18 protein-coding genes and 1 tRNA gene are annotated in these 24,563 nt (G+C 64.4%); 14 read left to right on the forward strand and 5 right to left on the reverse strand.

Features of this window, described 5'->3' with window-relative positions; genetic code table 11:
• The first annotated feature begins 34 nt into the window (after positions 1-34).
• The 6 genes from DTX69_RS10610 (at position 35) to DTX69_RS10630 (ending at position 7,992) form a co-directional block, all read left to right on the forward strand.
• A complete protein-coding gene (locus DTX69_RS10610) occupies positions 35-1,750 on the forward strand; it encodes a long-chain-fatty-acid--CoA ligase (protein ID WP_119301520.1) in 1,716 nt (571 codons plus the stop codon).
• Complete coding sequence (locus tag DTX69_RS10615) at positions 1,747-2,883, forward strand: thiolase family protein (RefSeq protein ID WP_119301521.1); 1,137 nt, start codon at positions 1,747-1,749, stop codon at positions 2,881-2,883. The genes DTX69_RS10610 and DTX69_RS10615 overlap by 4 nt, the downstream gene beginning before the upstream one ends.
• Positions 2,880-5,207 (forward strand): 3-hydroxyacyl-CoA dehydrogenase/enoyl-CoA hydratase family protein, encoded by a 2,328-nt coding sequence (locus DTX69_RS10620; RefSeq protein WP_119301522.1) that lies wholly within the window; start codon positions 2,880-2,882, stop codon positions 5,205-5,207. Before DTX69_RS10615 ends, DTX69_RS10620 begins: the two co-directional genes overlap by 4 nt.
• Before the next feature lie 9 nt (positions 5,208-5,216).
• Positions 5,217-7,001 carry an acyl-CoA dehydrogenase C-terminal domain-containing protein gene (locus DTX69_RS10625; protein ID WP_119301523.1) on the forward strand — a complete coding sequence of 595 codons (1,785 nt, stop codon included), beginning with the start codon at positions 5,217-5,219 and terminating at the stop codon, positions 6,999-7,001.
• A 318-nt stretch (positions 7,002-7,319) separates the two neighbouring features.
• Complete coding sequence (locus DTX69_RS30095; protein ID WP_162917072.1) at positions 7,320-7,496, forward strand: hypothetical protein; 177 nt, start codon at positions 7,320-7,322, stop codon at positions 7,494-7,496.
• Between the two features lie 46 nt (positions 7,497-7,542).
• Entirely contained in the window at positions 7,543-7,992 is a 450-nt protein-coding gene (locus DTX69_RS10630; RefSeq protein ID WP_119301524.1) for a GNAT family N-acetyltransferase, read from the forward strand.
• Positions 7,993-8,003: 11 nt separating this feature from the next.
• On the opposite strand, the gene DTX69_RS10635 is transcribed toward DTX69_RS10630, so the two are convergent.
• On the reverse strand, positions 8,004-8,912 hold the full coding sequence (locus DTX69_RS10635; RefSeq protein ID WP_119301525.1) for a hypothetical protein: 909 nt from the start codon (positions 8,910-8,912) through the stop codon (positions 8,004-8,006).
• 13 nt (positions 8,913-8,925) lie between these two features.
• Positions 8,926-10,518 (reverse strand): gamma-glutamyltransferase family protein, encoded by a 1,593-nt coding sequence (locus tag DTX69_RS10640; protein WP_119301526.1) that lies wholly within the window; start codon positions 10,516-10,518, stop codon positions 8,926-8,928.
• 68 nt (positions 10,519-10,586) lie between these two features.
• Between DTX69_RS10640 and DTX69_RS10645 the strand changes: the two genes are divergently transcribed.
• From DTX69_RS10645 to DTX69_RS10670, 6 genes are all read left to right on the forward strand, one after another.
• Entirely contained in the window at positions 10,587-12,803 is a 2,217-nt protein-coding gene (locus tag DTX69_RS10645) for a CHASE2 domain-containing protein (RefSeq protein WP_162917073.1), read from the forward strand.
• Positions 12,804-12,907: 104 nt separating this feature from the next.
• Complete coding sequence (locus DTX69_RS10650) at positions 12,908-15,436, forward strand: cation:proton antiporter (protein ID WP_119301528.1); 2,529 nt, start codon at positions 12,908-12,910, stop codon at positions 15,434-15,436.
• Between the two features lie 22 nt (positions 15,437-15,458).
• The gene (locus DTX69_RS10655) at positions 15,459-16,376 is read left to right on the forward strand and encodes a DMT family transporter (RefSeq protein WP_119301529.1); all 918 of its coding nucleotides are present in this window, start codon (positions 15,459-15,461) and stop codon (positions 16,374-16,376) included.
• A 200-nt stretch (positions 16,377-16,576) separates the two neighbouring features.
• On the forward strand, positions 16,577-18,091 hold the full coding sequence (locus DTX69_RS10660; RefSeq protein WP_119301530.1) for an aldehyde dehydrogenase: 1,515 nt from the start codon (positions 16,577-16,579) through the stop codon (positions 18,089-18,091).
• Between the two features lie 240 nt (positions 18,092-18,331).
• Complete coding sequence (locus DTX69_RS10665; RefSeq protein WP_162917074.1) at positions 18,332-20,407, forward strand: sensor histidine kinase; 2,076 nt, start codon at positions 18,332-18,334, stop codon at positions 20,405-20,407.
• 74 nt (positions 20,408-20,481) lie between these two features.
• Positions 20,482-20,685 (forward strand): hypothetical protein, encoded by a 204-nt coding sequence (locus DTX69_RS10670; protein WP_162917075.1) that lies wholly within the window; start codon positions 20,482-20,484, stop codon positions 20,683-20,685.
• Between the two features lie 99 nt (positions 20,686-20,784).
• Here DTX69_RS10670 and DTX69_RS10675 read toward each other — a convergent pair whose 3' ends face one another.
• The 3 genes from DTX69_RS10675 to DTX69_RS10685 all read right to left on the reverse strand — a co-directional run bounded on the left by DTX69_RS10675 (position 20,785) and on the right by DTX69_RS10685 (position 23,265).
• A complete protein-coding gene (locus tag DTX69_RS10675) occupies positions 20,785-21,360 on the reverse strand; it encodes a GNAT family N-acetyltransferase (RefSeq protein WP_119301533.1) in 576 nt (191 codons plus the stop codon).
• A 308-nt stretch (positions 21,361-21,668) separates the two neighbouring features.
• On the reverse strand, positions 21,669-22,130 hold the full coding sequence (locus DTX69_RS10680; RefSeq protein WP_119301534.1) for a universal stress protein: 462 nt from the start codon (positions 22,128-22,130) through the stop codon (positions 21,669-21,671).
• A 139-nt stretch (positions 22,131-22,269) separates the two neighbouring features.
• Complete coding sequence (locus DTX69_RS10685; RefSeq protein ID WP_119301765.1) at positions 22,270-23,265, reverse strand: NAD(P)H-dependent glycerol-3-phosphate dehydrogenase; 996 nt, start codon at positions 23,263-23,265, stop codon at positions 22,270-22,272.
• Positions 23,266-23,368: 103 nt separating this feature from the next.
• Between DTX69_RS10685 and DTX69_RS10690 the strand changes: the two genes are divergently transcribed.
• The gene (locus tag DTX69_RS10690; RefSeq protein WP_162917076.1) at positions 23,369-24,409 is read left to right on the forward strand and encodes an ABC transporter substrate-binding protein; all 1,041 of its coding nucleotides are present in this window, start codon (positions 23,369-23,371) and stop codon (positions 24,407-24,409) included.
• 76 nt (positions 24,410-24,485) lie between these two features.
• Positions 24,486-24,559, forward strand: a tRNA-Arg gene (locus tag DTX69_RS10695).
• The last annotated feature ends 4 nt before the right edge of the window (positions 24,560-24,563 follow it).

The following is a 24,563-nucleotide window of genomic DNA, read 5'->3' on the forward strand; positions in this document are numbered from 1 at the left end:
CGCCGCGCCGGCCCATGGTGGGCCAGGAGGCCGAATGACACATGTTTCGTCGAAACCGGCAGCGTCGTGGCCCTGGCTGAGATCCTATCCGCCGGGCATCGACTGGCACACCAGGTTCACCCCACGCCCGCTCTACCGCTTGCTGGATGAGGCGGCCGGGCACTATGGCCCGAAGCCTTGCATCGATTTCCTCGATCGGCGCTGGAGCTTCACCGAAATCCGGCAGCTTAGCGACAGGTTTGCGCGCGGCCTGATCGATCTCGGCGTGAAACCCGGCGATCGCGTAGGGCTGTTCCTGCCCAATTGTCCCTACTTCGTGACCAGCTATTACGGAATCCTCAAGGCCGGTGGCGTGGTCGTGAACTTCAGCCCGCTGTACGCCGACCGGGAGATCGAGCATCAGATCATCGATTCCGGTGTCACCATCATGGTGACGATGGGGCTGGAGGGCCTGGTCGGCAAGCTGCGCCCGCAATTCGAGCGCACACCGCTCAGGCGCATCATCGTCTGCTCGCTACCCAAGGCGCTGCCCTTTGCCAAGCGCCTGCTCGCGCCGTTTGCCATGGCCAAGCAGCTGGCCAAGACCGATGACGACGTCCATTTCATTCCGTTCGAGGAGCTGACCGACAATGACGGCCATGTGACGCCGCCTGCCATCGATCCCGTTACGACCTTGGCGTTGCTGCAATATACCGGCGGCACTACCGGTGTTGCGAAGGGTGCTGCCCTGACGCACGCCAATGTCGATATCAATGCGCAGCAGGTGAGCCTGTGGTTCAGCAACTATCCCACGGCTGCCGTGCGCTCGCTCGCGATCCTGCCCTTGTTCCATGCCTTCGCCATGACCTGCGTCATGAACTGGTCCTTGTCGGTGGGGGCGGAGATGGTGCTGGTGCCGCGGTTCCAGCCCGAGGCGCTGCTGAAGCTGATCGACAGGAAGAAGCCGACCGCCTTCTGCGCGGTGCCGACTCTCTTCACCGCGCTCCTGAGCACGCCGGGCATCGACAGTTACGATTTGAGTTCGATCCAGATGATCATTTCCGGCGGCGCGCCACTGCCGATGGAAGTGCGCCAGGATTTCGAACGACGCACCGGCGCCCATATCGTCGAGGGATATGGCTTGTCGGAATGCTCGCCTGTCACCTGCGTCAATCCACCTTCGGCGTCCAAAGCGGGGTCCATCGGCTTGCCGGTGCCGGCGACGATCTGCGAGATCGTGTCGCTCGAGGACCGCAAGACTGTCCTTCCGCCGGGTGAGATCGGTGAGCTGACCTTCAAGGGACCGCAGGTGATGTTGGGCTATTGGAACCGGCCTGACGCGACGGCGGAGACCATCATCGACGGGCGGCTCCATACCGGTGATGTCGGGCGAATCGATGAGGATGGTTACGTCTTCATCACCGATCGGCTGAAGGAGATGATCATTGCCTCCGGCTTCAAGGTCTATCCGCGCAACGTGGAGGAGGCGATCTATGCGCATCCCTCCGTGAAGGAGTGCGCGGTGATCGGAGTCGGCGATTCCTATCGCGGACAGACGGTCAAGGCGGTGGTCGCCTTGAAGACGGGCGAGACGCTCACCACTGAAGAACTAGGCCACTTCCTGAAGGACAAGCTCTCGCCGATCGAAATGCCGAAGATCGTCGAATTCCGCGCCGAACTGCCCAAGACCGCGGTGGGCAAAATCCAGAAGAAAGTGCTGATTGAAGAAGAACGGGCCAAGGAGGCCCTGCAGACGGAGACAAATCCATGAGCAAGGCGGTGATCGCCGGCTACGTTCGCTCCCCCTTCCATTTCGCGGGCAAGGGCGCGCTCACGAAGGTGCGACCCGATGATCTCGCGGCGACGGTGATAAAGGGCCTCATCGAGAAGACTGGGGTGAAGCCGGACGATGTCGAGGACCTGATCCTGGGCTGCGCCTTTCCTGAAGCGGAACAGGGGCTCAACGTCGCGCGCCTCATCAGCATGATCGCGGGCCTGCCGCAGACGGTCGCGGGCGCCACCCTCAACCGTTTCTGCGGGTCGTCGATGCAGGCGATTCACATGGCGGCGGGCGCGATCGCGATGGGTTCGGGCCAAGCCTTCATCTGCGCGGGCATCGAATCCATGAGCCGCGTGCCGATCATGGGTTTCAATCCCATGCCAAACCCCGCGCTCGCGGAGAAGGTCAAGGGCGGCTATATGTCGATGGGCGAGACTGCGGAGAATGTCGCGAAAAAGTACCAGATCGCGCGCAAGGAGCAGGAGGAGTTCGCGGTCCGATCCCATCGGCTGGCGACGGCCGCGCGCCAGGCTGGCAAGCTTACCGACGAGATCATCGCCATCCATGCCGGCAAGGAGAAGGTGGTGAGCGACGGCTGCATCCGCGAGGAGACCTCGCTGGAAGCGCTGGCCGGACTGAAGCCTGCCTTTGATGAGAAAGGCAGCGTCACGGCTGGCACCTCGTCGCCGCTGACCGACGGCGCTTCGGCCTGCCTCGTGACGTCGGAGGACTACGCCAAGGCAAACGGTCTCAAGGTGCTGGCGCGCATCAAGTCCAGCGCGGTCGTCGGCTGCACGCCGGAGATCATGGGGATCGGCCCGGTCGCCGCGACCGAGCGGGCGCTGAAGCGCGCCGGCCTCACCATCAAGGACATCGACATCGTCGAACTGAACGAGGCCTTCTCCTCGCAGGCCATCGCCTGCATGCGCGACCTCAAGATCGACCTCGACAAGACCAACATCGACGGTGGGGCCATTGCGCTTGGTCATCCGCTCGGCGCGACCGGCGCCCGCATTACTGGCAAGGCGGCGGCCCTCCTGAAGCGCGAGAGCAAGCAGTTCGCGCTCGCCACCCAATGCATCGGCGGCGGGCAGGGGATCGCCACCATCCTGGAGGCGGCATGACAATCAAAAAAGCCTGCGTTGTCGGCGCCGGCGTGATGGGCAGTGGCATCGCCGCCCAGATCGCCAATGCCGGCGTGCCGGTCCTGCTGCTCGATATCGTGCCGAAGGATGCGGCGGATAGCAGCGTCATTGCCAAGGCCTCGATCGACAAGCTGCTGAAGGCCGACCCGGCGCCTTTGATGTCGAAGTCGGCCGCGAAATTGATTGCGCCCGGCAATATCGAAGACGATCTGGAGCAACTCGCCGACATCGACTGGATCGTCGAGGCGATCATCGAGCGCGTGGACCTAAAGCAGGATCTCTATCGCAAGCTCGAGGGGAAGCGGAAGAAAGGCTCGATCGTCTCATCCAACACGTCCACGATTCCACTGGCACAGCTGATCGTGGGCCTGCCGGATAGCTTCGCGCAGGACTTTTGCATCACGCACTTCTTCAATCCGCCGCGTTACATGCGCTTGCTGGAAGTGGTGGGTGGGTCGAAGACGCGGCCCGAGGCCATCCAGCAGATCACCGAGTTCGGCGACATCATGCTGGGCAAGACCATCGTCCATGCCAAGGACACCCCCGGCTTCGTCGCCAACCGGATCGGCGTCTATTGGATGCAGGCGGCGGTCACGGCGGCCCTCGATCTCGGCCTCACGGTCGAAGAGGCCGATGCGATCATGGGCCGCCCGATCGGCGCGCCCAAGACCGGCATCTTCGGGCTGCTCGATCTGGTCGGCCTCGACCTGATGCCGCACGTGGACCTGAGCATGGCGGCCTCGCTGAAGGCCGATGATCCATACGTCAAGCTTCGGCGCGATTGGCCGCTGCTGACGAAGATGATCGCCGAAGGCTACACCGGCCGGAAGGGCAAGGGTGGCTTCTATCGCCTCAACACGGATGGCGGCGGGCGCGTCAAGGAATCGATCGACCTGAAAACAGGCGCCTACGCGACCTCGCGCGAGGCGCGGCTCGACTCCGCTGATGCGGCAAAAGGCGGGCTAAAGGTCCTGGTCTCGCACCAAGACAGGGGTGGGCAATATGCCTGGTCCGTGCTGTCACGCCTGCTGACCTATGCGGCGTCGCTGGTGCCGGAGATCGCGGATAACATCGTCGAAGTCGACCAGGCGATGAAGACCGGCTTCAATTTCAAGCGCGGCCCGTTCGAGATGATCGACCAGATGGGCGCGGCCTGGTTTGTCGAACGTCTGCGTAGTGAGAAGATCGACGTACCGGCATTTCTGGACAGCGCGGCCAAGGCGGGTGGCTTCTACAAGGTCGAGGGTGGAAAGCTGAATTATCTCGGCACCGATGGCGCCTATCATCCAGTCGAGCGCGCGGACGGTGTGCTCTTATTGTCCGATATCAAGCTGATCTCCAAGCCGATCCTCAAGAATATCTCGGCGTCGCTATGGGATATCGGCGATGGCGTCGCCTGCCTCGAGTTCCACAGCAAGATGAACGCGCTCGATTCGGACTCCCTTGGCCTGATGAAGCAGGCGCTGGATCACGTCGGCAAGAAGATGAAGGCGCTGGTGATCCATAACGAGGCGGAGAATTTCTCCGTCGGGGCCAATGTCGGGCTCGCGCTGTTCGCCGCGAATGTCGGGCTGTGGCCGATGATCGATGATCTGATCGGCCAGGGCCAGGCGGTGATGAAGGCAATGAAATACGCGCCGTTCCCGGTCGTGGCCGCGCCCAGCGGCATGGCGCTCGGCGGCGGCTGCGAGACAGTGCTGCATGCCAGCGCGGTGCAAGCCCATGCGGAAACCTATATCGGCCTAGTTGAGGTCGGCGTCGGTGTCATCCCGGGCTGGGGTGGCTGCAAGGAGATGCTGATCCGCGCTCAGCCAGGTCCAAAGGATCCAAAAGGTCCGATGCCGCCAGTTGCTGTTGCGTTCGAGACCATCTCGCTCGCCAAGGTGGCCAAGTCCGCGGCGGAAGCGAAGGAGCTGAAGTTCCTGCGCACCAGTGATGGCATCACCATGAATCGCGATCGCCTGCTTGCGGATGCGAAGGCGCGTGCATTGAAGATGCTGGCCGACGGGTATCAACCGCCCAAGCCGGCGGAGCTGCGCTTGCCCGGACCGACCGGCAAGACTGGCTTGAACCTGGTCGTGCACGGCTTCGCCTTGCAGGGGAAGGCACTAGCGCACGATGTGACGGTGTCTGACGCGCTCGCGGAAGTCTTGAGCGGCGGCAAGGCCGATCACACGGAGATCATGACCGAGGACCAGGTGATGAAGCTCGAGCGCGCCGCCTTCATGAAGTTGGTGAAGACCGAGCCCACTTTGGCGCGCATGGAACACATGCTGACGACTGGAAAGCCGCTGAGGAACTAGGGACCAAGCATGCCGACCTACACCGCACCTCTGGACGATATGCGCTTTGTCCTGTTCGAACTGCTCGGCGCCGACAAGCTGGCGGAGCTGCCGGGTTTCGGCGACGCGACGCAGGACGTTGTCGAGGCGGTGCTGGAAGAGGCGGGCAAGTTCGCCGCCAACGAGCTGCAGCCGATCAATCACTCGGGCGACGAAGAGGGGTGCCACTACGAGAACGGCACGGTGACGACGCCCAAGGGCTTCAAGGAAGCCTACGCGAAATTCATCGAAGGCGGCTGGACCGGCCTGCCGTGCGATCCGGAATTTGGCGGGCAAGGCTTACCCAAGGTCGTCAATTTCGCGGTCGAAGAGATGATCTGCTCGGCCAATCTTTCCTTCGGCATGTATCCCGGTCTTTCCAACGGCGCCTATAACGCGCTCGCATTGCACGGCACGTCGGAGCAAAAGGCGACGTATTTGCCGAAGCTAGTGGCCGGCACCTGGTCGGGCACCATGTGCCTGACGGAACCGCATTGCGGCACCGATCTCGGCCTCATCAAGACCAGGGCAGAGCCGGATGCGGATGGCAGCTACAAGATCACCGGCACCAAGATCTTCATCTCCGCCGGAGAGCATGACCTGACCGACAACATCGTGCATCTCGTCCTTGCGCGGCTGCCTGATGCGCCCGCCGGCATCCGCGGCATCTCGCTGTTCGTGTGCCCCAAATTCATTCCGAACACGTCCGGCGAGGCAGGGCCGCGCAATGCGGTGCGCTGCGGCTCGATCGAGCACAAGATGGGCATCAAGGCGTCGGCCACCTGCGTCATGAACTTCGATGGCGCAACCGCCTGGCTGGTGGGACAGCCCAACAAGGGCATGTCGGCGATGTTCACCATGATGAACGCGGCGCGGCTTGCCGTCGGCATGCAGGGCCTCGGCATTGCCGAAGCCGCCTATCAGGGCGCGGTCATGTACGCCAAGGACCGGCTGCAGATGCGCGCGCTGAGCGGCGCCAAGTTCCCCGACAAGCCGGCCGATCCGATCATCGTCCATCCGGACGTGCGGCGCATGCTGCTCACCATGCGCGCGCTGACAGAAGGATGCCGTGCCGTCAGCTACTGGGTCGGCATGGAGCTCGACATCTCGCGGCACCATCCGGACGAAAAGCGCCGGCAGGAAGCGGATGACCTGGTTGCCCTCCTGACACCGGTCGTGAAGGCCTTCCTCACCGATCATGGTTTCCATGCCGCCAATCTCGGCGTGCAGGTGTTCGGCGGCCACGGCTACATCCGCGAATGGGGCATGGAGCAGCTCGTCCGCGATGCGCGCATCACCCAGATCTACGAAGGTACGAACGGCATCCAAGGGCTGGACCTGGTGGGACGCAAATTGTCGCTCGGCATGGGGCGCTTGCTGCGCCGCTTCTTCCATCCCGTCGGCGCCTACTTGGAAGCTGCGGCAGAGAAGCCGGAGATGGTGGAGTTTGCCCTACCCAGCATGAAGGCCTTCGCCAAATTGCAGCAGGCGACCGCTTGGCTGGCGCAAGCCGGCCTCAAGAATCCGGAGGAGGCGGGTGCTGCCGCGACGGACTATCTGCGCCTATTTGCGCTGGTTGCGCTTGCTTACATGTGGTGCCGCATGGCCGAGATCGCGCTGCGGAAGCAGGCGGGCGAAAAGGCGCCGTTCTACGAGGCGAAGCTGGTCTGTGCGCGCTTCTTCATGACGCGCCTGCTGCCGGAGACGAACACGCTCTTCGCGACATTAACGTCAGGAAGCCAGACCTTAATGGCCTTGCCCGCCGAGGCGTTCTAGCCGTGGAAACCATTAACTTTTCCATTCGTTATTAACAGATAACGAATTATCACGGCTTTGTCGCACCGACTGTGCGCCCCGTCACAAACATTTTGCCCCGCATTCCCTACATCTCTAGGGCAGCGAAGACGTCCCCCAACGTTTTCCGCTGTGGGTTTTTCCCAAACCCTAAGTTTGCGATTGCCTTGGCGTCCGAATCCCATTCGGGGGATTCCCAAATGGGGCGTTACGACGCCGCGCCGGCGGACCATCCCCGTCCCCAAAGGTCCGCCGGCGTGCTCTTTATTGGATCAGGGGTGGGGCGGACTGGGATGAAAAATGCACAGCTCCTCGAACAAGCGCAGCCCGCGCCATGTGCCTCCGGTTCCGGCTGGCACCTTCACCGTTCTGCCGTTGTCTTTGTGGGCTCTGTTGTGGTCGCGCCGCAGCCTGAAGCGGGTGGCGACCGGCATCCCGGCCTTGCGCCTAGTCCGGGTGTTCGCAAACGACGCCTGACGCGCTCCGGCTTTCTTCGCCAGGCGTGATTGCGTAACCTGCCGCGATGGATCGCGGCAAGCTTCGCATCGACAGGGCTACACGCGCCGAGGCGCCGCTGCTGGGCGAGCTCAATCTACAGCTCGATGAAGACGAGCCGCACCCCTATCCGCTTCCCTTGTCAGCGCTGACGGAGCGCGTGACGCGCTGGATCGAAACCGGAGAATACGAGGTGCTGTTGTTCCGCCGGGGCGAGCGCGTCACGGGCTATGCCGTGTGGCGGCTGGAGGATCGCGGTGCGTACGTCCGGCACTTCTTCATCTGCCGCGACCAAAGGAGACAGGGCTGGGGGCGGGCGGCGATGCAACTGCTCCGCCGCGATGTGTTCCCGAAGGATCGCCCCGTGCAGATCGAGGCCGCCATCGGCAACAAGGCCGGCATCGCCTTCTGGCACGCCATCGGCTTCCAGGATTTCGGCCTCAGCATGGAGCTGAAAGCCGGCGACGCGCCGAGCTAGGGGCTGTTGCCTTATTCCACCGCCACTTCCGTCAGCGCATAGCCGTCGGGCAGCTTGGCTTCGCCGGGCACCAGCCGATCGGCGACGAGCGGGATGTCGATATTGGTCTGATCATCGAGGCGCAGGCGCAAGGTGATGCCGGTATAGACCTCCTGGGCAACGCCGACCTGCTCGAAGAAGGCGTGGTCGATGCCCTCCGGCTCGCGCTTGGTCAGCCAGAGCAGCTTCGACGTCCATTCCAGCGGCAGATCGCTGTCCCGGCCACCCGGTGCGCGCAGGGTCAGGCGCTGCAGCGGCTCCGCCTCGGTCGCGTAGGTGATGAGGCCGACGACGTCCCGATCTTCACTCAGTTCGTCCGCATCGCGCGCCGTGAACGCAATATGCGCGGCCACGATACGCTGGTCGTAGTTCGGGGCCTTCTTGCCCATGGTCAGCCAGTCGCCGGATTCGCCTTCGCCCGTCGCGCTGAACAGCCGCTTGCCGGTGTAGAGGCTGAACACCTCGTGACTGGGCTGCTCGACGCAGCAGCCCCACAAGGTCGCGATCACATAGGGGCCGGAGACCGCGACCTCGTCCGCCTTGGTTTCCATGGTCATGGCCTCGCCGAGGCCCCGTGGTGTCAGCGGCCGGGCCTTGATGCGCAAGACGGAGCTTTGAATGTCGATCTCCTCCTCGTCCGCTTCGCGGCTCAGGCGCTCGATCTCCGACTCCACCAGGTACCGCTTCATCTCGCCCGTGCCGGTACGGTCGTCATAGAAGGACGTGACATCGTGCCAGCGGTTGATGGTGTGGATGAGATAGGCCTTGTCATCCATGGTGATACTGGTCTCGGTCGTCGACTTCTCATCGACAATGGGATCGGCCAAGGCGGGCAGCGCGATCAGCGCCAGAAAGGCCGCGAGCGAGGCAGCGTGTCTCATGACAACTCCGTCGTTAAAGCAAATCTGATGGCGCCACCGCGCCAGACGACGGCGAGGCGAGGTCGGTCGCACCCAGTCTTACACCATCAGGCGCAGCCTGTGTCGCGCTGGGATTGGCGAATTGTGCGGGATAGGGCGCAAGGTCCGTCAGCTCGGCCCTCATGCTCTTGCCGATCTCCTTCAACACGGATGGATCGAGCCGACGATCGATCAGCGCGACCTCGCCGCCGCTGACATCGATGCGCGGACAGTGGAACGCGCCATCCAGATCCATTCCGAAATCCGCCAGGAAGGACAGGATCTGCGCAACCGCCGGCATGATCTTGCGTCCGCCGGAGGCGCCGATCGCCAGCGCACCGAGCTGCGGAGACAGCGCGACCGTCGGGCACATGTTGCTGAGCGGTCGCGCGCCAGGGCGAATCGAGTTCGGCTTTCCCGGCACCGGATCGAACCACATGATGCCGTTGTTCATCAGGATGCCGGTCGAGGGCGAGAGCACGAAGGAGCCGAAGCGCGACAGCAAGGTTTGCGTCCAGGCGACGACATTGCCGTCCTTGTCGGCGACACAGAAATGGCTGGTGCAGCTCGGCCGCGTCTCGCTGTCGCTGGCCCCCATAGTCTGCAGACGATCGCGATAAGCACGGTCGAGCGCTTCCGCATAGACGGCGTAATGCGCGGCGCCCGGTTTCTCGCCCTTGGCGACCGCAGGCAGGCGCTCGCTCCACTCGCCCAGCACGCGCTTAAGTGTCGGGCCGGCGGTCAGGCCGGAGGGCGCGAACACCTTGGCGCCGCGATAGGCGATCTCCACCGGATCGATGAAGCGTGCCTGGTAGCGCTCAAGGTCGGCGTGAGTGATCTTGCTGCCTGCCGCCTGCAAGTCGCGGATCAGATCGGCGGCGATATCGCCCCGATAGAAGCGCTCCGGCCCGTCCGGCGATGCCAGTTTCTTCAGCGTATCGATCAGGCGGCCGAGCTTGAGAAATACCGGCGCACCTTCCTCGAACGGCTGGGGCACGCGTCCGCCGGGCAGATAGAGGTTGCGCGTTGCCTCGAACCGAGCGAGGCCTTTCGCCTCCACGAGCAGGGACAGGGCGCCATACCAGTCAAGGCTCAAGCCACGCTCCGCCAGCGCGATGGCCGGCTGCACCAGATCGCTCCAAGGCAGCCGCCCGTAGGTGCGATGGGCAAGCGCAAGGCCGGAGACGAGCCCCGGCACGGCAATCGAGTGTGGGCCGAGGATATTGCGGTCCTCAAGGACGCCCGGCCAGCCAAAGAATCCCTCTGTCGTGGCGCCGCCGGTCAGGGGGTAGTCGGCCGGGTCGATGCCCTGCGGCGCGATCATGCCGTAATCGAGGCAGCGCACCTCGCGCTTGGTGGCATCCCACAGGGTCGCGAACCCGCCGCCACCCAGGCCGCTCATCCACGGCTCGACCGCGCCCAAGGCGAAGCTGACGGCAACCGCGGCATCCACCGCGTGGCCGCCCTGCGCCAGAATGCGCGCGCCGGCTGCCGCCGCGTCGCGCGACTGCGCGGCGGCCAGCCCATCGCGGCTGCGTACCGCCGGCTTGGCATAGAGCACGCTGGGTGGAACCAATAAGCCGTTCATGATTTCCGCTGCCCCTGTCTTTGTCGCGAGTCGCGATGCTAAACTTCCGCCCTCTCGAGGGGAAGCGGATGAAAATCGGTTGGGACCTGGCGGTAGGCGCGGCGATCCTGATCGGCGCGCTGGCGTTGCGTGCCGTCGATCCGCTCCCGCTGCAACAGCTTCGCAACCTGACCTTCGATTCCTACCAGCGCCTGAAACCGCGTGTGTACGATCCCAGCGTCTCGGTCGTCATCGCCGCAATCGATGAGAAATCGCTCGACACGTTCGGCCAGTGGCCCTGGTCGCGGATCACGCTGGCGCGGATCACCGATCGGCTGACGGAAATGGGCGCCGCCGCGATCGCGTTTGATGTCCTGTTCGCCGAGGCGGATCGCACCTCTCCGGCCGCGATCGCCCAAAACCTGCCGGCGGATCCGCAGTATGGACCTGTGCGGGCGCAGCTTGCGACTTTGCCGGATCCCGATGCTGAATTTGCAGCGGCACTCGCGCGCTCGCCCTCGGTGCTTGCCTTCGTCTATTCCGACGATGCTCAGCTCAAGGGTCGACCACCAATCGATTATCGCTACAGCATCGCGACCATCGGCCCAGAGGGCAGCAACGTCGCTGCGACCACCCTGGTTCGCGGCGGACCCTACGCGGTGCTGCCGCTGCCGCAGTTGATGAAATCGGCCCAAGGGTTGGGAGAAGTGCAGGCAGGCGATCCCGATCCCGATGGCGTGGTCCGGCGCGTTCCTCTGGTCGTCACCGTTGGCGACAAGCTGTTCAATACACTGGCCGGCGATGCGCTGCGCGTCGGGGTCGGCGGACAGACGGCGCAGGTCAAGCTCTCGTCCGATGGTCAGATCGAGAAGATGCGCATCGGCGAGGCAATAATCCCGGTCAACCAGCGCGGCGAACTGCTGCTCTTCGATACCGGCCTCGAGCCAAGCCGGCGCGTTTCGCTCGGGGACTTGTTCGAGCCGGATTTCGATCCGGCGCGAATCGCGGGGCATATCGTGCTCATCGGCGCCACTGCGGCCGCATTCCAGGACCTTCGCACAACGCCGCTGGCGCCCTATATGCCGGGAGTCGAAATCCATGCACAGATCCTGGAGCAGGTACTCGCTGGCCAGTTCCTGACGCGGCCCTACGACGCGGACGAGGTCGAGCAATATTACCTTGGCGCATTTGGCTTGGTGCTTCTCGCGTTTCTGTACCGCCGCAGCGCCATTGCAGGCGCCTTCGTTCTGGTCGGAGCGATTGCGGTGACGATCGGAGCGTCGTGGTGGCAGTTCGTGCAAAATGGCTATCTGTTCGATCCGATCTACCCGGCGCTCGCGGCAACGGCGATGTTCGGGAGCGGCACGCTGATCAACTACCTGCGGACGGAGCACGAGAAACGGCAGGTCCGACTGCAATTTGCACAATATCTCTCGCCGATCCTGGTCGATCGGCTTAGTGAGCATCCGGAGCAGTTGAAGCTCGGCGGCGAGCTGCGCGAGCTCACTCTGATGTTCTGTGATATTCGCGGCTTCACAAAGATCTCCGAGGCGCTTGATCCGCAGGCGCTGACGCAGCTGATGAACGCGTTCCTCACGCCGATGACCAAGATCATCCAGGCGCATGACGGGACGATCGACAAATATATCGGCGACTGCATCATGGCATTTTGGAATGCGCCCATGGATGTCCCCAGCCATGCCGAGAAATCGATCCTGGCGGCGCTCAACATGCGGGCGGGCCTTGAGCAGCTCAATGCCGCGATGGCGGCCATGGCGGGCGAGGACGGCCCCGCGGTCGAGATCAAGATCGGGATCGGCCTCAATTCCGGCACCGGATGCGTCGGCAATATGGGGTCGGAGCAGCGGTTCAATTACACGGTGCTGGGCGATGCCGTGAATATCGCGTCGCGGCTGGAGGCGCTCTCGCCGGCCTATGGCATCGACTTGGTGATAGGGCAAGAGACGGCGGAGAGCGCCTCTGGGCTGGCCCTGCTGGAACTCGATCGTGTGCGGGTGAAGGGCAAGGTCCTGCCGGTCCGGATCTTCACCTGCGTCGGTGATCGCACTGTCGCGGCCACGCCCCCGTTCCGGGCGCTCCACGAGGCCCAAGACCGCCTGCTGGCCCATTATCGCGCCAAGGAATGGGACCAGGCTGAAGCCGCTTTAGGCGAATGCCGGAGCCTGGCGCCGGAATTCCTACACGGGTTCTATGATCTCTATGCCAGGCGGATCGTTGAATATCGCCTCAGCCCGCCGCCCGCCGATTGGGATGGCGTCTATGAAGCCAAGACCAAGGCGGGGTAGAACAGGACATCATGCGGCATCTCACGGCCAAGCCTGCAGTCTCGCCTGCTTCCATCCCCCATTTGGGGGGGCGGGCGAAGCCGGCCGCCTTGCTAGGCTGATCCATGGCCAATATCGGGCTCATCGTTTTCGGGATCACCGGGCTGCTGGCCCTCACGAGCCTGCTGCCAGCTTTGGCGCAGCGGGTGAAGCTGCCTTATTCCGTGCTGCTGGCGCTGGCGGGCAGCGCGCTCGGACTGCTGATCGCCGTGCGCGGCCAGATGCCGGAAGGCGCCATGGTGACCGATTTCCTGACGGTCCTGTCCAGCTTCCACATCTCGTCGGAGGCCTTCCTGGTTATCTTCCTGCCGGCCCTGCTGTTCGAGAGCGCGCTCGCGATCGACGTCAGGCGGATGCTGAGCGACATCGCGCCGATCCTTTTGATGGCGGTGATCGCGGTCATCGTCTGCATGCTGGTGGTCGGGTTCGCGCTGGCCAGCGTGACGGAATACGGCCTGATCGCCTGCTTGCTGCTGGGTGCCATCATCGCCACCACGGACCCGGCGGCGGTGATCGGCATTTTCAAGGAGATCGGCGCGCCCAAGCGGCTGACCATGCTAGTCGAGGGCGAGAGCCTGCTGAACGATGCCGCCGCCATCGCGCTCTTCTCCATGCTGGTCGGCATGTTGCTGGGCGGGCAGGAGGCCGCCTGGGGTGGAGCCGCCGGCAACTTCCTGGTCAAGTTTGTAGGTGGCGCGCTGCTCGGCGGCGCGATGGGGCTCGGCGTCTGCTACCTCTTCCCGCTGCTCAAGGGGTTCACCACGGCGGAAATCACTTTGACGGTAGCGCTGGCCTATCTCAGCTTCGTGGTGGGCGAGCATTATTTCCATGTTTCGGGCGTCGTCGCCTGCGTCATTGCGGGGCTGGTGGTCGGCTCTCTCGGTCGCACGCGCATGTCACCCGCGACCCATGAACGGATGGCGGGCGCCTGGGGCCAGCTTGGCTTCTGGGCCAATTCGCTCATCTTCCTGTTCGCCGCCATGCTGGTGCCGGCCATCATGCGGCATACGACCTGGGCGGAGATCGGCGCCATCATCGTGCTCTATGTGGCCGCGCTGGTGGCGCGCCTGATCGTGGTCGGCGGGCTGCTGCCGCTGCTGACGTCAGTGGGGATTGCCGAACGCGTCGACAACCGCATGAAAGTCGTCGTGATGTGGGGCGGCATGCGCGGCGCCATCTCGCTGGCGCTGGCGCTGGCGATCGTCGAGCATCCCGGTGCCTCGGATTCGATCCGCGATTTTATCGCGACCAGCGTGACCGGCTTCGTGCTGCTGACCCTGTTCGTCAATGGCTCAACGCTGCGCCTGCTGATCCATTGGCTGAGGCTCGATCGGTTGTCGGCGTTGGATCGCGGTTTACGCGACCGCGCGCTGTCGCTGGCGATCGAGGAGATCGATCAGGAGGTACGCGCCATCGGTCGGCGCGAAGGCCTGGCTGCCGCCGCGATCGACATGATCACCACCCGCTATGCGATGCAGCTCAACCACTTCCGCCGCATCCGTGCAGGCCGTGGCGACCTGATGCTGGACGAGCTGCTGTCGATCGGCCTTACGATCCTGAGCGCGCAGGAGGAAGCACGCTATTTCAAGAATTTCAGGGACGGCATCATGCCGCGACGGATCGCCGCCACATTGTTGACGGATGCCGGACGGCTGCGTGAGGCAGCCCGTTTCACAGGCCGCGAGGGCTATGCCGCGGCAGCACGCCAGACCTTGCGTCATGACTGGCGGATGAACCTCGGCATCTGGCTCAATCATCGCGTCGGCCTTGAGTGGCTGCTGGCGGACGCCTTGGCCGAACGGTGCGAGACCATGCTCAATCGCCGGCTGGTGATCGGCGAGCTGCTCGGTTTCTGCCGCGATCGCCTGACCGCCCTGCTCGGCGAAGAGACCGCCATCGAGATCCGCGGCCTGATTCTGGAGCGCACGCGCGCGATCGACGAGGCGCTGACGGCGCTGCGCCTGCAATATCCGGACTTCACGCGCGAGCTGCAGAGCCGCTATTTGGGCCGGATCGCGCGCCAGATGGAAAGCGATCGCTATGAGGAGTGGAAGGAACGCGCCATCGTCGGTGGCGAGGTGGCGGATGCCCTGTCGCGCGACCGCGACCAGCGCTGGGCCGACCTCGACAAGCCGCTGCGACTGGACGTGGCCTTGTCCGCGACCGAGCTGGTCGAACGCGTGCCGCTGTTCGCCAAGCTGCCGCCGGACAAGCGCGCTTCGATCGCGCTGCTGCTGAAGTCGCGCATGACCTTGCCCGGCGATCCGATCGTGCGGCGCGGGCAGCGCGGCGATGCCATGTATTTCATCGCTTCCGGCGCCGCCGCCGTGCTGATCCCCGGCAAGCCGGTGGAGCTGGGCAGCGGCGAGTTCTTCGGCGAGCTCGCTCTGCTGACCGGCCAACCGCGCAACGCGGACGTGGTTTCTCTCGGCTATTGCCGCCTGCTGGAACTGAGCTCAGGCGACTTCCAGGATCTCCTGGCGGGCGATGCCGATCTCAAGCGCGCCATCGAAGCGGTCGCGGAGGAACGCCTGCGCCCACTGCGCGGTGCGGCCCGCAGCCAGCAAGCTGCCGACAGGCAGGTCGGTCGATAGTCCACTCAGCTGAGCAATCCAATTGACCAAAGACAATCATCTGCGGGGTATCCTGTTCCTGCTCGGCTCCGGGATCGTGTTCACGATCCTCGATTCGCTCGCGAAGGAGGCATCGCACTACATCCCCGTGCTGCAAGTCGCGTGGGGGCGCTATGTGTTCCATATCGTGTTCCTGCCATTCTATGCGGAGCGACCGGTAGGCCAGCCGATCTGGTCTACCACGCGCTGGGCGCGCATGTTCGTGACCAGGCATCCCTGGCTGCAGCTCGCGCGCTCGCTCTTGCTGCTTGCCGCCACCTTGTTCTTCTTCGGCGCGGTCAGCTACGTGCCGCTGGCGGAGGCACAGGCGGTCGCCTTCATCGAGCCGCTGCTGATCACCGCGATTGCGCATTTCTTTCTGGCTGAGCGCGTGGGCATGCGCCGCTGGCTGGCCATCGCCATGGGCTTCGTCGGTGTGCTGGTGGTGATCCGCCCCGGCTTCGGCATGATGCATTGGGGCATGTTGCTGTCGCTAGGATCGGCTGGCTGCGGCTCCATCTATGCGACCCTGACCCGTATCGTCTCGCGCAAAGATTCGGCCGGCACGTCGCTCGCCTATTCCGGCGTGGCCGGGTTCATAGGGCTGACGCTCGTCATGCCTTTCATCTGGCAGCCCGCCTCCACTTATGTCTGGATCCTGTTCTTCGCCCTCGGGATTTCGGGCGGGCTCGGCCACTATCTCATAATCAGGGCGTTCGAGGCCGCGCCCGGCGGCACGCTCGCCCCCTTCATCTATGTGCAGATGCTGTGGATGGTGATCGTCGGGTTCGTGTGGTTCGGTGATTGGCCGGCGATCACCACCTGGATCGGCATTGCCCTCATTGTCGGATCAGGTCTTTACGCCTTGCACCGCGAGCGCATCCGTGCCCGCGAACGCGCCCAAATTCCCACGCATTCCTAAAGCCTTACTGCGGGCGGTGGCATGGCCCATCCGGGTCAGGCGGGCGCACTGGCGCTCATCCCTTGCGGCGGGCTATAAGCAGGACGGGATTGGCGCGCCCATCCGTTGGTGCGCCGTCTGAAAGTTGGTCGCATTTTCTGCGCCGAACGCGGATCCACTTCGGCGGAAAATGCTTCGGAGACGCAAGGGAGGACGACATCATGAATCTCGAACAAGCAAAAGCACTGGATGCGAAAGCGCTGCACAAGGCGGCGGCCAAGCTGAAGCCCGAGACCCGCCACTTCATCGACGGCAAGTTCGTTCCTTCGAAAAAGGGCAAGACCTTCCAGACCATCAACCCCGCGACCGGCGAAGTGATCGCCGAAGTCGCCCGCGGCGATGCGGCGGACGTCGACGCGGCGGTGAAGGCGGCGCGCAAGGCGTTCAAGTCCGGCGCATGGTCGCGCATGGCGCCGCGCGATCGCATGCAGGTCATCTACAAGTTCGCCAAGCTGATCGAGGATAATGCGCTGGAGTTCGCGCTGCTCGACACCACCGACATGGGCAAGCCGATCAGCGAGATGCTGAACATCGACATCCCCGGCTCGGTGATGACCTTCAACTACTTCGGCGAGACCATCGACAAGATCGAAGGACAGGTGACCGCGACGGCGGCGACCGAGTTCCATTACATCCTGCGTCAGCCGTTGGGCGTGATCGGCTGCATTGTGCCGTGGAACTACCCACTCATGATGGCGGCGTGGAAGACAGCGCCGGCGCTTGCCGCAGGCAACTCGGTCATCCTGAAGCCGGCCGAGCAATCGCCGCTCTCAGCCAACCTGCTGGCCAAGCTGTTCATGGAAGCCGGCGGTCCGGCCGGCGTCTTCAACGTCGTGCATGGCCTTGGTGAGGAGGCGGGCAAGGCGCTCGCGCTGCACATGGACGTCGACAAGATCGGCTTCACCGGCTCGACCGAGGTCGGCAAACTGATGATGGTCTATGCTGGCCAGTCGAACATGAAGCGCGTCACGACCGAGTGCGGCGGCAAGACCCCGCAGATCATCACTGGCGACGTGCCGGATCTCGACACCGCCGTGCAGTACGCGGTCAACGGCATCTACGGCAACCAGGGTGAAGTGTGCAACGCCGGCTCGCGCCTGATCGTCGATGCCAAGATCCACGACGAATTCGTCTCCAGGTTCCAGGAGAAGGCGAAGAAGAGCTTCATGCCCGGCGACCCGCTCGATCCGTCGACGACGATGGGCCCGCTGGTCACCAAGGAGCAGCAGAAGCGCGTGCTCTCCTACATAGACATCGGCAAGAAGGAAGGCGCCAAGCTCACCATGGGCGGCATTGTGCCCAAGGGCCTGGACAAGGGTTGCTACGTCTCTCCGACGCTCTTCACCGGCGTCAAGAACGACATGCGCATCGCCAAGGAGGAGATCTTCGGGCCCGTCACCGGAGTCCTCACCTACAAGAAACTGGATGAGGCGATCGCCATGGCCAACGATTCGATCTATGGCCTGGCGGCCTCGATCTGGACCTCCGACGTGTCGGTGGCCCACAAGGCGGCGCGCGACATCGAGGCCGGCATCGTCTGGGTCAACTGCTTCGACCATGGCGACATGACCTCGATCTGGGGCGGCTTCAAGCAGTCCGGCATGGGCCGCGACAAGTGCCTGGAGACACTGACCACCGTCACCCAGACCAAGTCGGTGTGGATGCACCTGGGCTGAGGTTTGGTGCTGCGATAGATTGCAAGGGCGGGAGGCGACTCCCGCCCTCGTTGCTTTGAACGAAACCAACTAATACATGGTTTTTGCCCAGTAGATAGGGGGTTCCACGATGTGGAACCCGTATCAGCCTGAGTGCGAGCCGAAGCGCTTGTCCCGGCCGACTATCTCCGAGGCCGCAGGCGTTACTTCCCCTCAATGCTGCACGGACGTACATTTGACACAGAACCAGCCGGGAGCGCATTGTCTTCTGGCCGTCGCAGGACAGGGGCTATGGGGGCCAAAAACCTTCACATTGCGCGTGCACCGAAGCCGGATTCGCGGTGGCCTGTCGCTTTCCTGCTGTCGGCGGCAACGATCCCTGTCGTCCTTCTCGCTGGTCTCTCCACGCAAGAGTTTCACACGAATTGGCAGCAGACCGAGCGTGAGCTCGCCCGCAGCGCCGACGCGACGGCCGAATACAGCCTGCGCATCCTGGAGGCGCATCGTCTCGCGGCCGACCGCGTCAATGATCTGCTGCGCGGCTTGTCGGATTCCGAGATCCGGGCGCGCGAGTATGACCTTCATCAACAACTACGCGCGCTGATCCCGTCGCTCCCGCTGGTGCAGACGGTGGCGGTGCTCGATCGTGACGGCTATCTGCTGCTGACGGCGAATGTGTATCCGGTGCCGCGTGATCGTGACTTCAAGGACCGCGAGTGGGTGCGCGACCTGAGCAAACCCGACGCGCCTGTCACACATGTCAGCAAAGTCAATATTGGACGCCTGGACAACTTCCTCTTCTTCGGCGTCAGTCAGCGGCGCAGCGGATCGGGCAATGGCTTGCCCGATGACGCGTTTGACGGCGTCATCAATATCTCCGTACAGCCCAATCACGTGTCCTCGGGCTTCGCCGACCTCACGACGGAGGCGAATGACGTTGTCGCCCTCGTTCGCGCCGACGGCGAAATCCTTGCTCGAAATCCCGGATTTGAGAAACCGCTTCCTCCAATACCCCAAGAGAGCGATTACATCCGAGGAATCAACGGGGGCCTGGAGCGCGGCATCATGCGCGGGGTTTCGCCTGTAGACGGCGTGGATCGTCTGGTCGCCTTTCGCAAAGTGAGTGGCTACCCCCTCTACGCGCTGGTCGCCCGGGATGCGGCTGCAGTGGTGGGACGCTGGAAGGAACGCCTGGAGGCGGAGCTCCTATTCGGTGGGCCAGCGATTCTGCTCCTGTGGGCGCTTGTCGCCCTGGCATTTCGTGACACGCGGCGCGTGAAGGATGCCCAGCTCGAGCTGGCGCGCGCACAAGCACAACGCGACGCTGAGGCAAACTTCCGCGCCGTCTTCGACTCCGGCGTTGCCGGCATGGCCATTCTGAACTTCGATGGTTCGGCCGTCGCGGTAAACGACCGCCTACTATCCATGACCGGGCATTCCCGCGACCATCTGGCGCTTGGAAGGTGGAGCTGGAACGCCGTCACGGCGCCGGAATTCCATGAGGCGGACAAAGGCGCCATCGAGAAGGTGAGGCAAGGTCGAGGTCCCGAGAGCTACGAGAAGGATGTCGTGCGCGCCGATGCCAGCCGCCTGCCCGTTCGCGTCTTCGCATCGCTTCTGCCGGGCAGTCCGGGTCACGTGGTCGTCGTGGTCGAGGACATTTCGAAGCACCGCGAGGCCGAAGCACGACGTGATCTGATGACGCGCGAGGTCGAGCATCGTGCCAAGAACATGCTGGCCATGATTCAGGCAAGCGTGCGGCTGAGCGCCGAGACGACAAGCGACAGCCATGCGCTTGCCGCCGCTGTTGAGGGCCGGATCGGCGCTCTCGGTCGCGTTCAGTCACTGCTGAGTGAATCGGCATGGCTCGACGCGGATATGGCGAACTTGATCCGAAACGAGCTTGCCGCATTCCGGGACAGCGGTGAGGGCTGCTCGCTGTCGCGATGCATTATCGAAGGTCCTGCCTTGCGTCTCCCCGCAGCTGTCGCCCAGTCGCTGTCGATGATTATTCACGAGCTCGCCACGAATGCCGGTAAATACGGAGCGCTCTCGACCGGGCAGGGCCGCGTCATCGTGAAGTGGTCCACAACCGGCCATGATTCGCCGGCGATCTGCCTGAGCTGGATTGAGGAGAGCGGACCGAGGCTGTCGGAGCCGCCGACTCGCCGCGGCTTCGGCACAATGCTCATCGATACGGTTGTCCAGAGCCATCTGAATGGCACAGTCGCCAGGCAATGGGAGCCCAGCGGCCTCGTCTGCGACATCCGGATCGAAGTCCCGTTCTCGCGGAGCGAGACGCTGGTCGAGCACGGCGCCGAGCGCCGGAGGGCCTAAACAGCCACGCACGAGGCGAGTGGAACGCGTCCAACCGGCCATGGTTGACCGAGAAAGCAGCTATGGAGCGAGACATGCCGAGACGCGACAAAGAGCGTGACAAACCCGCGGTCGAGCGCGACAGCGCGGGGCACTTCATCGAATCGAATGAGCCGAGCGCAGCCCAGCCGGAACTCGCGAAAGAGAACGCCGAGACGCGCCGCCGCGCCGCAAAGTCGCCGCCGAAAGGCGGAGAGGGCGACAAGGGCGACAGCAGGCGGCGAAAGCTCCGCACCTGAGTTGACCATTCATTGGGCAGCGTCGGGTGCTTGTTGGCCGTACAAGCAAGCAGCCCGTCGGACGTGGTCCGACGGGCGTGAGCTTACTCTCCGGTCAGCTTAGCGGGCGCGGGCTCTGCGGGGCGCGCGTCTGGCCGCCTTTGCGGCGACAGCCGGCAGGCCGCTGTGCAGGTGGCGAACCTCCCCCGCAATCCGGCCCAGGACATTGTCCTTCAACGGGGCCACTTGCAGGCGGTCGGGCCGCGTCTCGCCCGGCATGACGAAGCCGTGCGGCGTCGCCGGAACGAAGCCGAATCTCTTGTAGTAATCGACGTCGCCGACCAGCAGCACGAGATCGTGGCCAAGCTGCGCGGCAAGATCGAGCGTCTTGAACATGAGGGCGCGGCCGATGCCTTTGCCGGCGCGGTCCTGCGCGATCGCGAGCGGGCCGAGCAGCAAGGCCGGATGGCCACTCTCGCCGACCAGGATCGACCAGTAGCGGATGGCGCCCACCAATCGGTCGCCTTCCAGCGCGATCCAGCTCAGCTCACGAACAGGCTCGACGCCCTCTCGGAACAGGTAGGAAGCCTTGTGGAACCGTGCTGGGCCAAACACGTCGTCGTACAGGCGTTCGACGGCGCCAGCCAGCACGGCCGGTTCAGGTTTGATCAGGTACTCGGGCTTGATGAGTTTCATCGGTGGTGATCCTTCACAACAGGTCTTCGAACGTTTCGCCGGTTTGCCCGGTCGTCCGCCGCCTGGAGGATCACCTCGCTAATGGAGGTGCTCCGGTCCTTGCGTACGAACGACCATCCCGCCCGGCAGGCTCTCGGGGATACGTCGTCGGTGACGCAAGGCGTACATCAAAGCACTCTTACGCAGTTTCAGCTGGGCGCGGAAAATACATCAAAGCGCCGACCCTGGAAATAGGAAATTTCGGCGCGGGCACAAGAGGCTGCTCGCGGAATCGTGTGTAACGGATGATGACGGGGTGCGAGGGCCGCTCACCGCACGACTGTGACGGGGCAGTGGGCGCGGGTGACGACATCCTCGGCGACCGAGCCCAGCAGCATGCGCTTGGCGCCGGTGCGCCCTTCGGAGCCGACGATGATGTGGTGATAGCCGTTGCGCTCGGCATAGCCGACGATCGCCTCCGCCGGGTCGGAGCCGTAGGCGCGTACCAGCTTCACGTTGAGCAGCTTTCGTTCCAAGGCGGCTTTGAGCGCTGCCAGCAGCTCCTTGTCCGGCGGCAGGTTCTGCGCCTTTACCCGCGCCTCGTCCCACATCTCCGGCGCCGTCTCCAGCGCGCCGTCGGCGACCAGCAGAAAGGTGATAGGGCGCCGCATCTCCTCGGCCAAGCCGACCGCGTAGGCCACGGCCTTCTCGGAAGGCGGCGAGCCATCGGTCGCGCACAGCAGACGTTCCGTGTTCACGTCGTCCTCCTGCTTCCGCGGTCGAAGCTTCATGATATCTCGCCTCGCCGAGTCGCGGCGAAGCGCCACGGTGCTTCGGGTTCGTTAGGGTGTCACCCAAACGTTAGCGATTCGTTAGGCATAGCGATGTCGCGGCGGTGAACGACTGGCGTTCGTGGATTATCCAGACCGCTCAGCCTTCGTGCTTCAGCGGGCGGGCGAGCAGATCGCGGATCGCCTGGTCGATGTCGGCACGGCCGGACAGGATGGCGGCGACGGTGTGGGCGATCGGCATGTCGACCTGCAGCCGCGCCGCCAGCTGCTCGAGCGCGGCGGCGGTCGGCACGCCTTCGGCGATGCTGCGCCGCTCCTTCAGGATCTCCGCCAGAGGTCGGCCGCGCCCCAACTCAAAGCCGAGGGAGGCGTTGCGCGACTTCATCGAGTTGCAGGTCAGCACCACATCGCCGACGCCGGCGAGGCCCAGCATCGTCTCCGCCCTCCCGCCGAGCGCATGGGCGAGGCGCGCCAGCTCGGCCAGGCCGCGCGTCACCAGGGCGGCGCGGGCATTCTCGCCGAGGTTCCGTCCCATCACGATGCCGCAGGCGATAGCGAGCACGTTCTTGGCCGCACCCGCGAGCTCGATGCCGACCGGGTCCAGGCTGCCGTAGGGCCGGAACGCGCCGTGCGACAGCGCCAGCATCAGCGCTTCGTTGAGCGCCGCATCGGGGCTGGCGATCACCACCGCCGTCGGCAGGCCGGCCGCCACCTCGCCGGCGAAGCTGGGGCCGGAAAGGACGGCGACTGGCACCTGCGGCAGCAGCTCCGCCACCACATCGGTGAGCAGGAGGCCGCTGCCCAGCTCGATCCCCTTGGCGCACAGCACCAGCGGCGTGCCCGCGCGCCAGGCATCGCGCGCCGCCATGCATAAGGCGCGCAGATGCTGTGCCGGCTGGACGTAAAGCACGGCATCGGCGGCCAGCGCCTCCGCCAGCTGTGCGGTGACGGTGACCTCCGGCGGCAGCGTGGCGCCGGGCAGATAGTCGGGGTTCTGGCGGCTCGTCGCGATCGCGGCCGCCGCTTCCGGGCGGCGCGCCCACAGGGTGGTGACGAGGCCGGCACGCGCCGCCTGGATGGCAAGAGCGGTGCCCCAGGCGCCAGCGCCGGCGATGCCGACAGATCGGATTTGCATCAACCTCTCGCTTTCGCGCAGCCAGCGACCGCGCGGATCGATTGCGCGCCGCCAGGATGCGCCTGTAATCTGCCCTGCAATGAGATGCAAGGCGAGATGGGTCGTGGAGGCGCCGGTTCGGCAGCAGCGACATAGGCGCGGACCTGCCGCCCTGCTGGTCCTGATCTTCGCTGCGGCGGCGCCCCAGCCACCCGCTGCCGCCCAGGATACCGAGCTAACGCCGATCGTGGTGGCGCTCCCGGAGGGGCCGTCGGCGCGCACGATCGGCTATTACCTGGCGAAAGCCGGCGGCTGGTTCGCGCGCGAAGGGCTCGATCCCACATTCGTGATCGCCGACAAGCGCGCGCCCTCGGCCATGCTGGCGACCGGCGACGCTGACCTTGCCGTCGACATCATGCCTCGGGCGCTCAAGGTGCGGGCGGACGGCGCGGACATTCTTCACGTCGCGCAGATCTTTCAGAAATCCGGCCTAGTGTTGGCCTGCCGCAAGCCGATCAAGGAGCCCAAGGACCTCAGGGGCATGAACATATCGCTGTGGTCCGGCGGGCGGGAGGGCGCGTTCTATGCCTGGATGGCGAAGGTCGGCCTTGGCATTTATGGCGAGGCGGACGGCGTCACCATCCTGCGCGAGGGACTCGATCCCGATGCCTATCGCCAGCGCGCAAGCGATTGCTTCACCGGCCAGAGCTATGCGCTGCCAGCGCAGCTCGGGCTGCATGGCAAGACGACCTTCGACTATCGCGTCTTCTTCTATGAGCAGGTGGGGACCGCGATCCTGGAGGACGGCGTCTATGTGCGTGCGAAGGATCTGAAATACTCCGACCGCGTCGAACGCATCGCGCATTTTCTCGCAGCCGTGCGCGCCGGCTGGCGAAACGCCGCCCACGAGGCGCGCAAGGCGGCGGAGTTCCTGGTCGAGATCGTGCCGCCGCCGGTGCCGGAACTGGCGACCCTGTTGCGCTCGATCTGGGCGGCCAACGATCTGGTGCAGGTGGACCGCATTCCGTTCGGACGGCTCGATCCGGCTGCCTACGACCGCACCGTCACCATCCTGCTGACCGCCGCCCCCGACCCGCTCCTGAAGACCGCGCCCAGGGGCGCCACCAGTGACGCGGCGGTCAAGGCCTTGGAAGCGCTGGATTAAGGCCTTTGAGGCGGGACCTGACAGGCCAGGGCGGCTCTGCTATAAGGGCTGCCGACCGGATCCTGCCTCACCCCACGTCCCCGTAGCTCAGCAGGATAGAGCGTCGGTTTCCTAAACCGCAGGTCGGAGGTTCGAATCCTCTCGGGGACGCCGC

Origin of the sequence: Dongia deserti (assembly GCF_003574735.1) — a bacterium.
In the GTDB taxonomy this organism is placed as follows: domain Bacteria; phylum Pseudomonadota; class Alphaproteobacteria; order Dongiales; family Dongiaceae; genus Dongia_A; species Dongia_A deserti.

What these genes read in the sequence shown, in the direction of transcription:
- DTX69_RS10610 (WP_119301520.1), top strand. Translation starts at nt 35, where the DNA reads ATGACACATGTTTCGTCGAAACCGGCAGCGTCGTGGCCCTGGCTGAGA.
- DTX69_RS10615 (WP_119301521.1), top strand. Translation starts at nt 1,747, where the DNA reads ATGAGCAAGGCGGTGATCGCCGGCTACGTTCGCTCCCCCTTCCATTTC.
- DTX69_RS10620 (WP_119301522.1), top strand. Translation starts at nt 2,880, where the DNA reads ATGACAATCAAAAAAGCCTGCGTTGTCGGCGCCGGCGTGATGGGCAGT.
- DTX69_RS10625 (WP_119301523.1), top strand. Translation starts at nt 5,217, where the DNA reads ATGCCGACCTACACCGCACCTCTGGACGATATGCGCTTTGTCCTGTTC.
- DTX69_RS30095 (WP_162917072.1), top strand. Translation starts at nt 7,320, where the DNA reads ATGCACAGCTCCTCGAACAAGCGCAGCCCGCGCCATGTGCCTCCGGTT.
- DTX69_RS10630 (WP_119301524.1), top strand. Translation starts at nt 7,543, where the DNA reads ATGGATCGCGGCAAGCTTCGCATCGACAGGGCTACACGCGCCGAGGCG.
- DTX69_RS10635 (WP_119301525.1), bottom strand. Translation starts at nt 8,912, where the DNA reads ATGAGACACGCTGCCTCGCTCGCGGCCTTTCTGGCGCTGATCGCGCTG.
- DTX69_RS10640 (WP_119301526.1), bottom strand. Translation starts at nt 10,518, where the DNA reads ATGAACGGCTTATTGGTTCCACCCAGCGTGCTCTATGCCAAGCCGGCG.
- DTX69_RS10645 (WP_162917073.1), top strand. Translation starts at nt 10,587, where the DNA reads ATGAAAATCGGTTGGGACCTGGCGGTAGGCGCGGCGATCCTGATCGGC.
- DTX69_RS10650 (WP_119301528.1), top strand. Translation starts at nt 12,908, where the DNA reads ATGGCCAATATCGGGCTCATCGTTTTCGGGATCACCGGGCTGCTGGCC.
- DTX69_RS10660 (WP_119301530.1), top strand. Translation starts at nt 16,577, where the DNA reads ATGAATCTCGAACAAGCAAAAGCACTGGATGCGAAAGCGCTGCACAAG.
- DTX69_RS10670 (WP_162917075.1), top strand. Translation starts at nt 20,482, where the DNA reads ATGCCGAGACGCGACAAAGAGCGTGACAAACCCGCGGTCGAGCGCGAC.
- DTX69_RS10675 (WP_119301533.1), bottom strand. Translation starts at nt 21,360, where the DNA reads ATGAAACTCATCAAGCCCGAGTACCTGATCAAACCTGAACCGGCCGTG.
- DTX69_RS10680 (WP_119301534.1), bottom strand. Translation starts at nt 22,130, where the DNA reads ATGAAGCTTCGACCGCGGAAGCAGGAGGACGACGTGAACACGGAACGT.
- DTX69_RS10685 (WP_119301765.1), bottom strand. Translation starts at nt 23,265, where the DNA reads ATGCAAATCCGATCTGTCGGCATCGCCGGCGCTGGCGCCTGGGGCACC.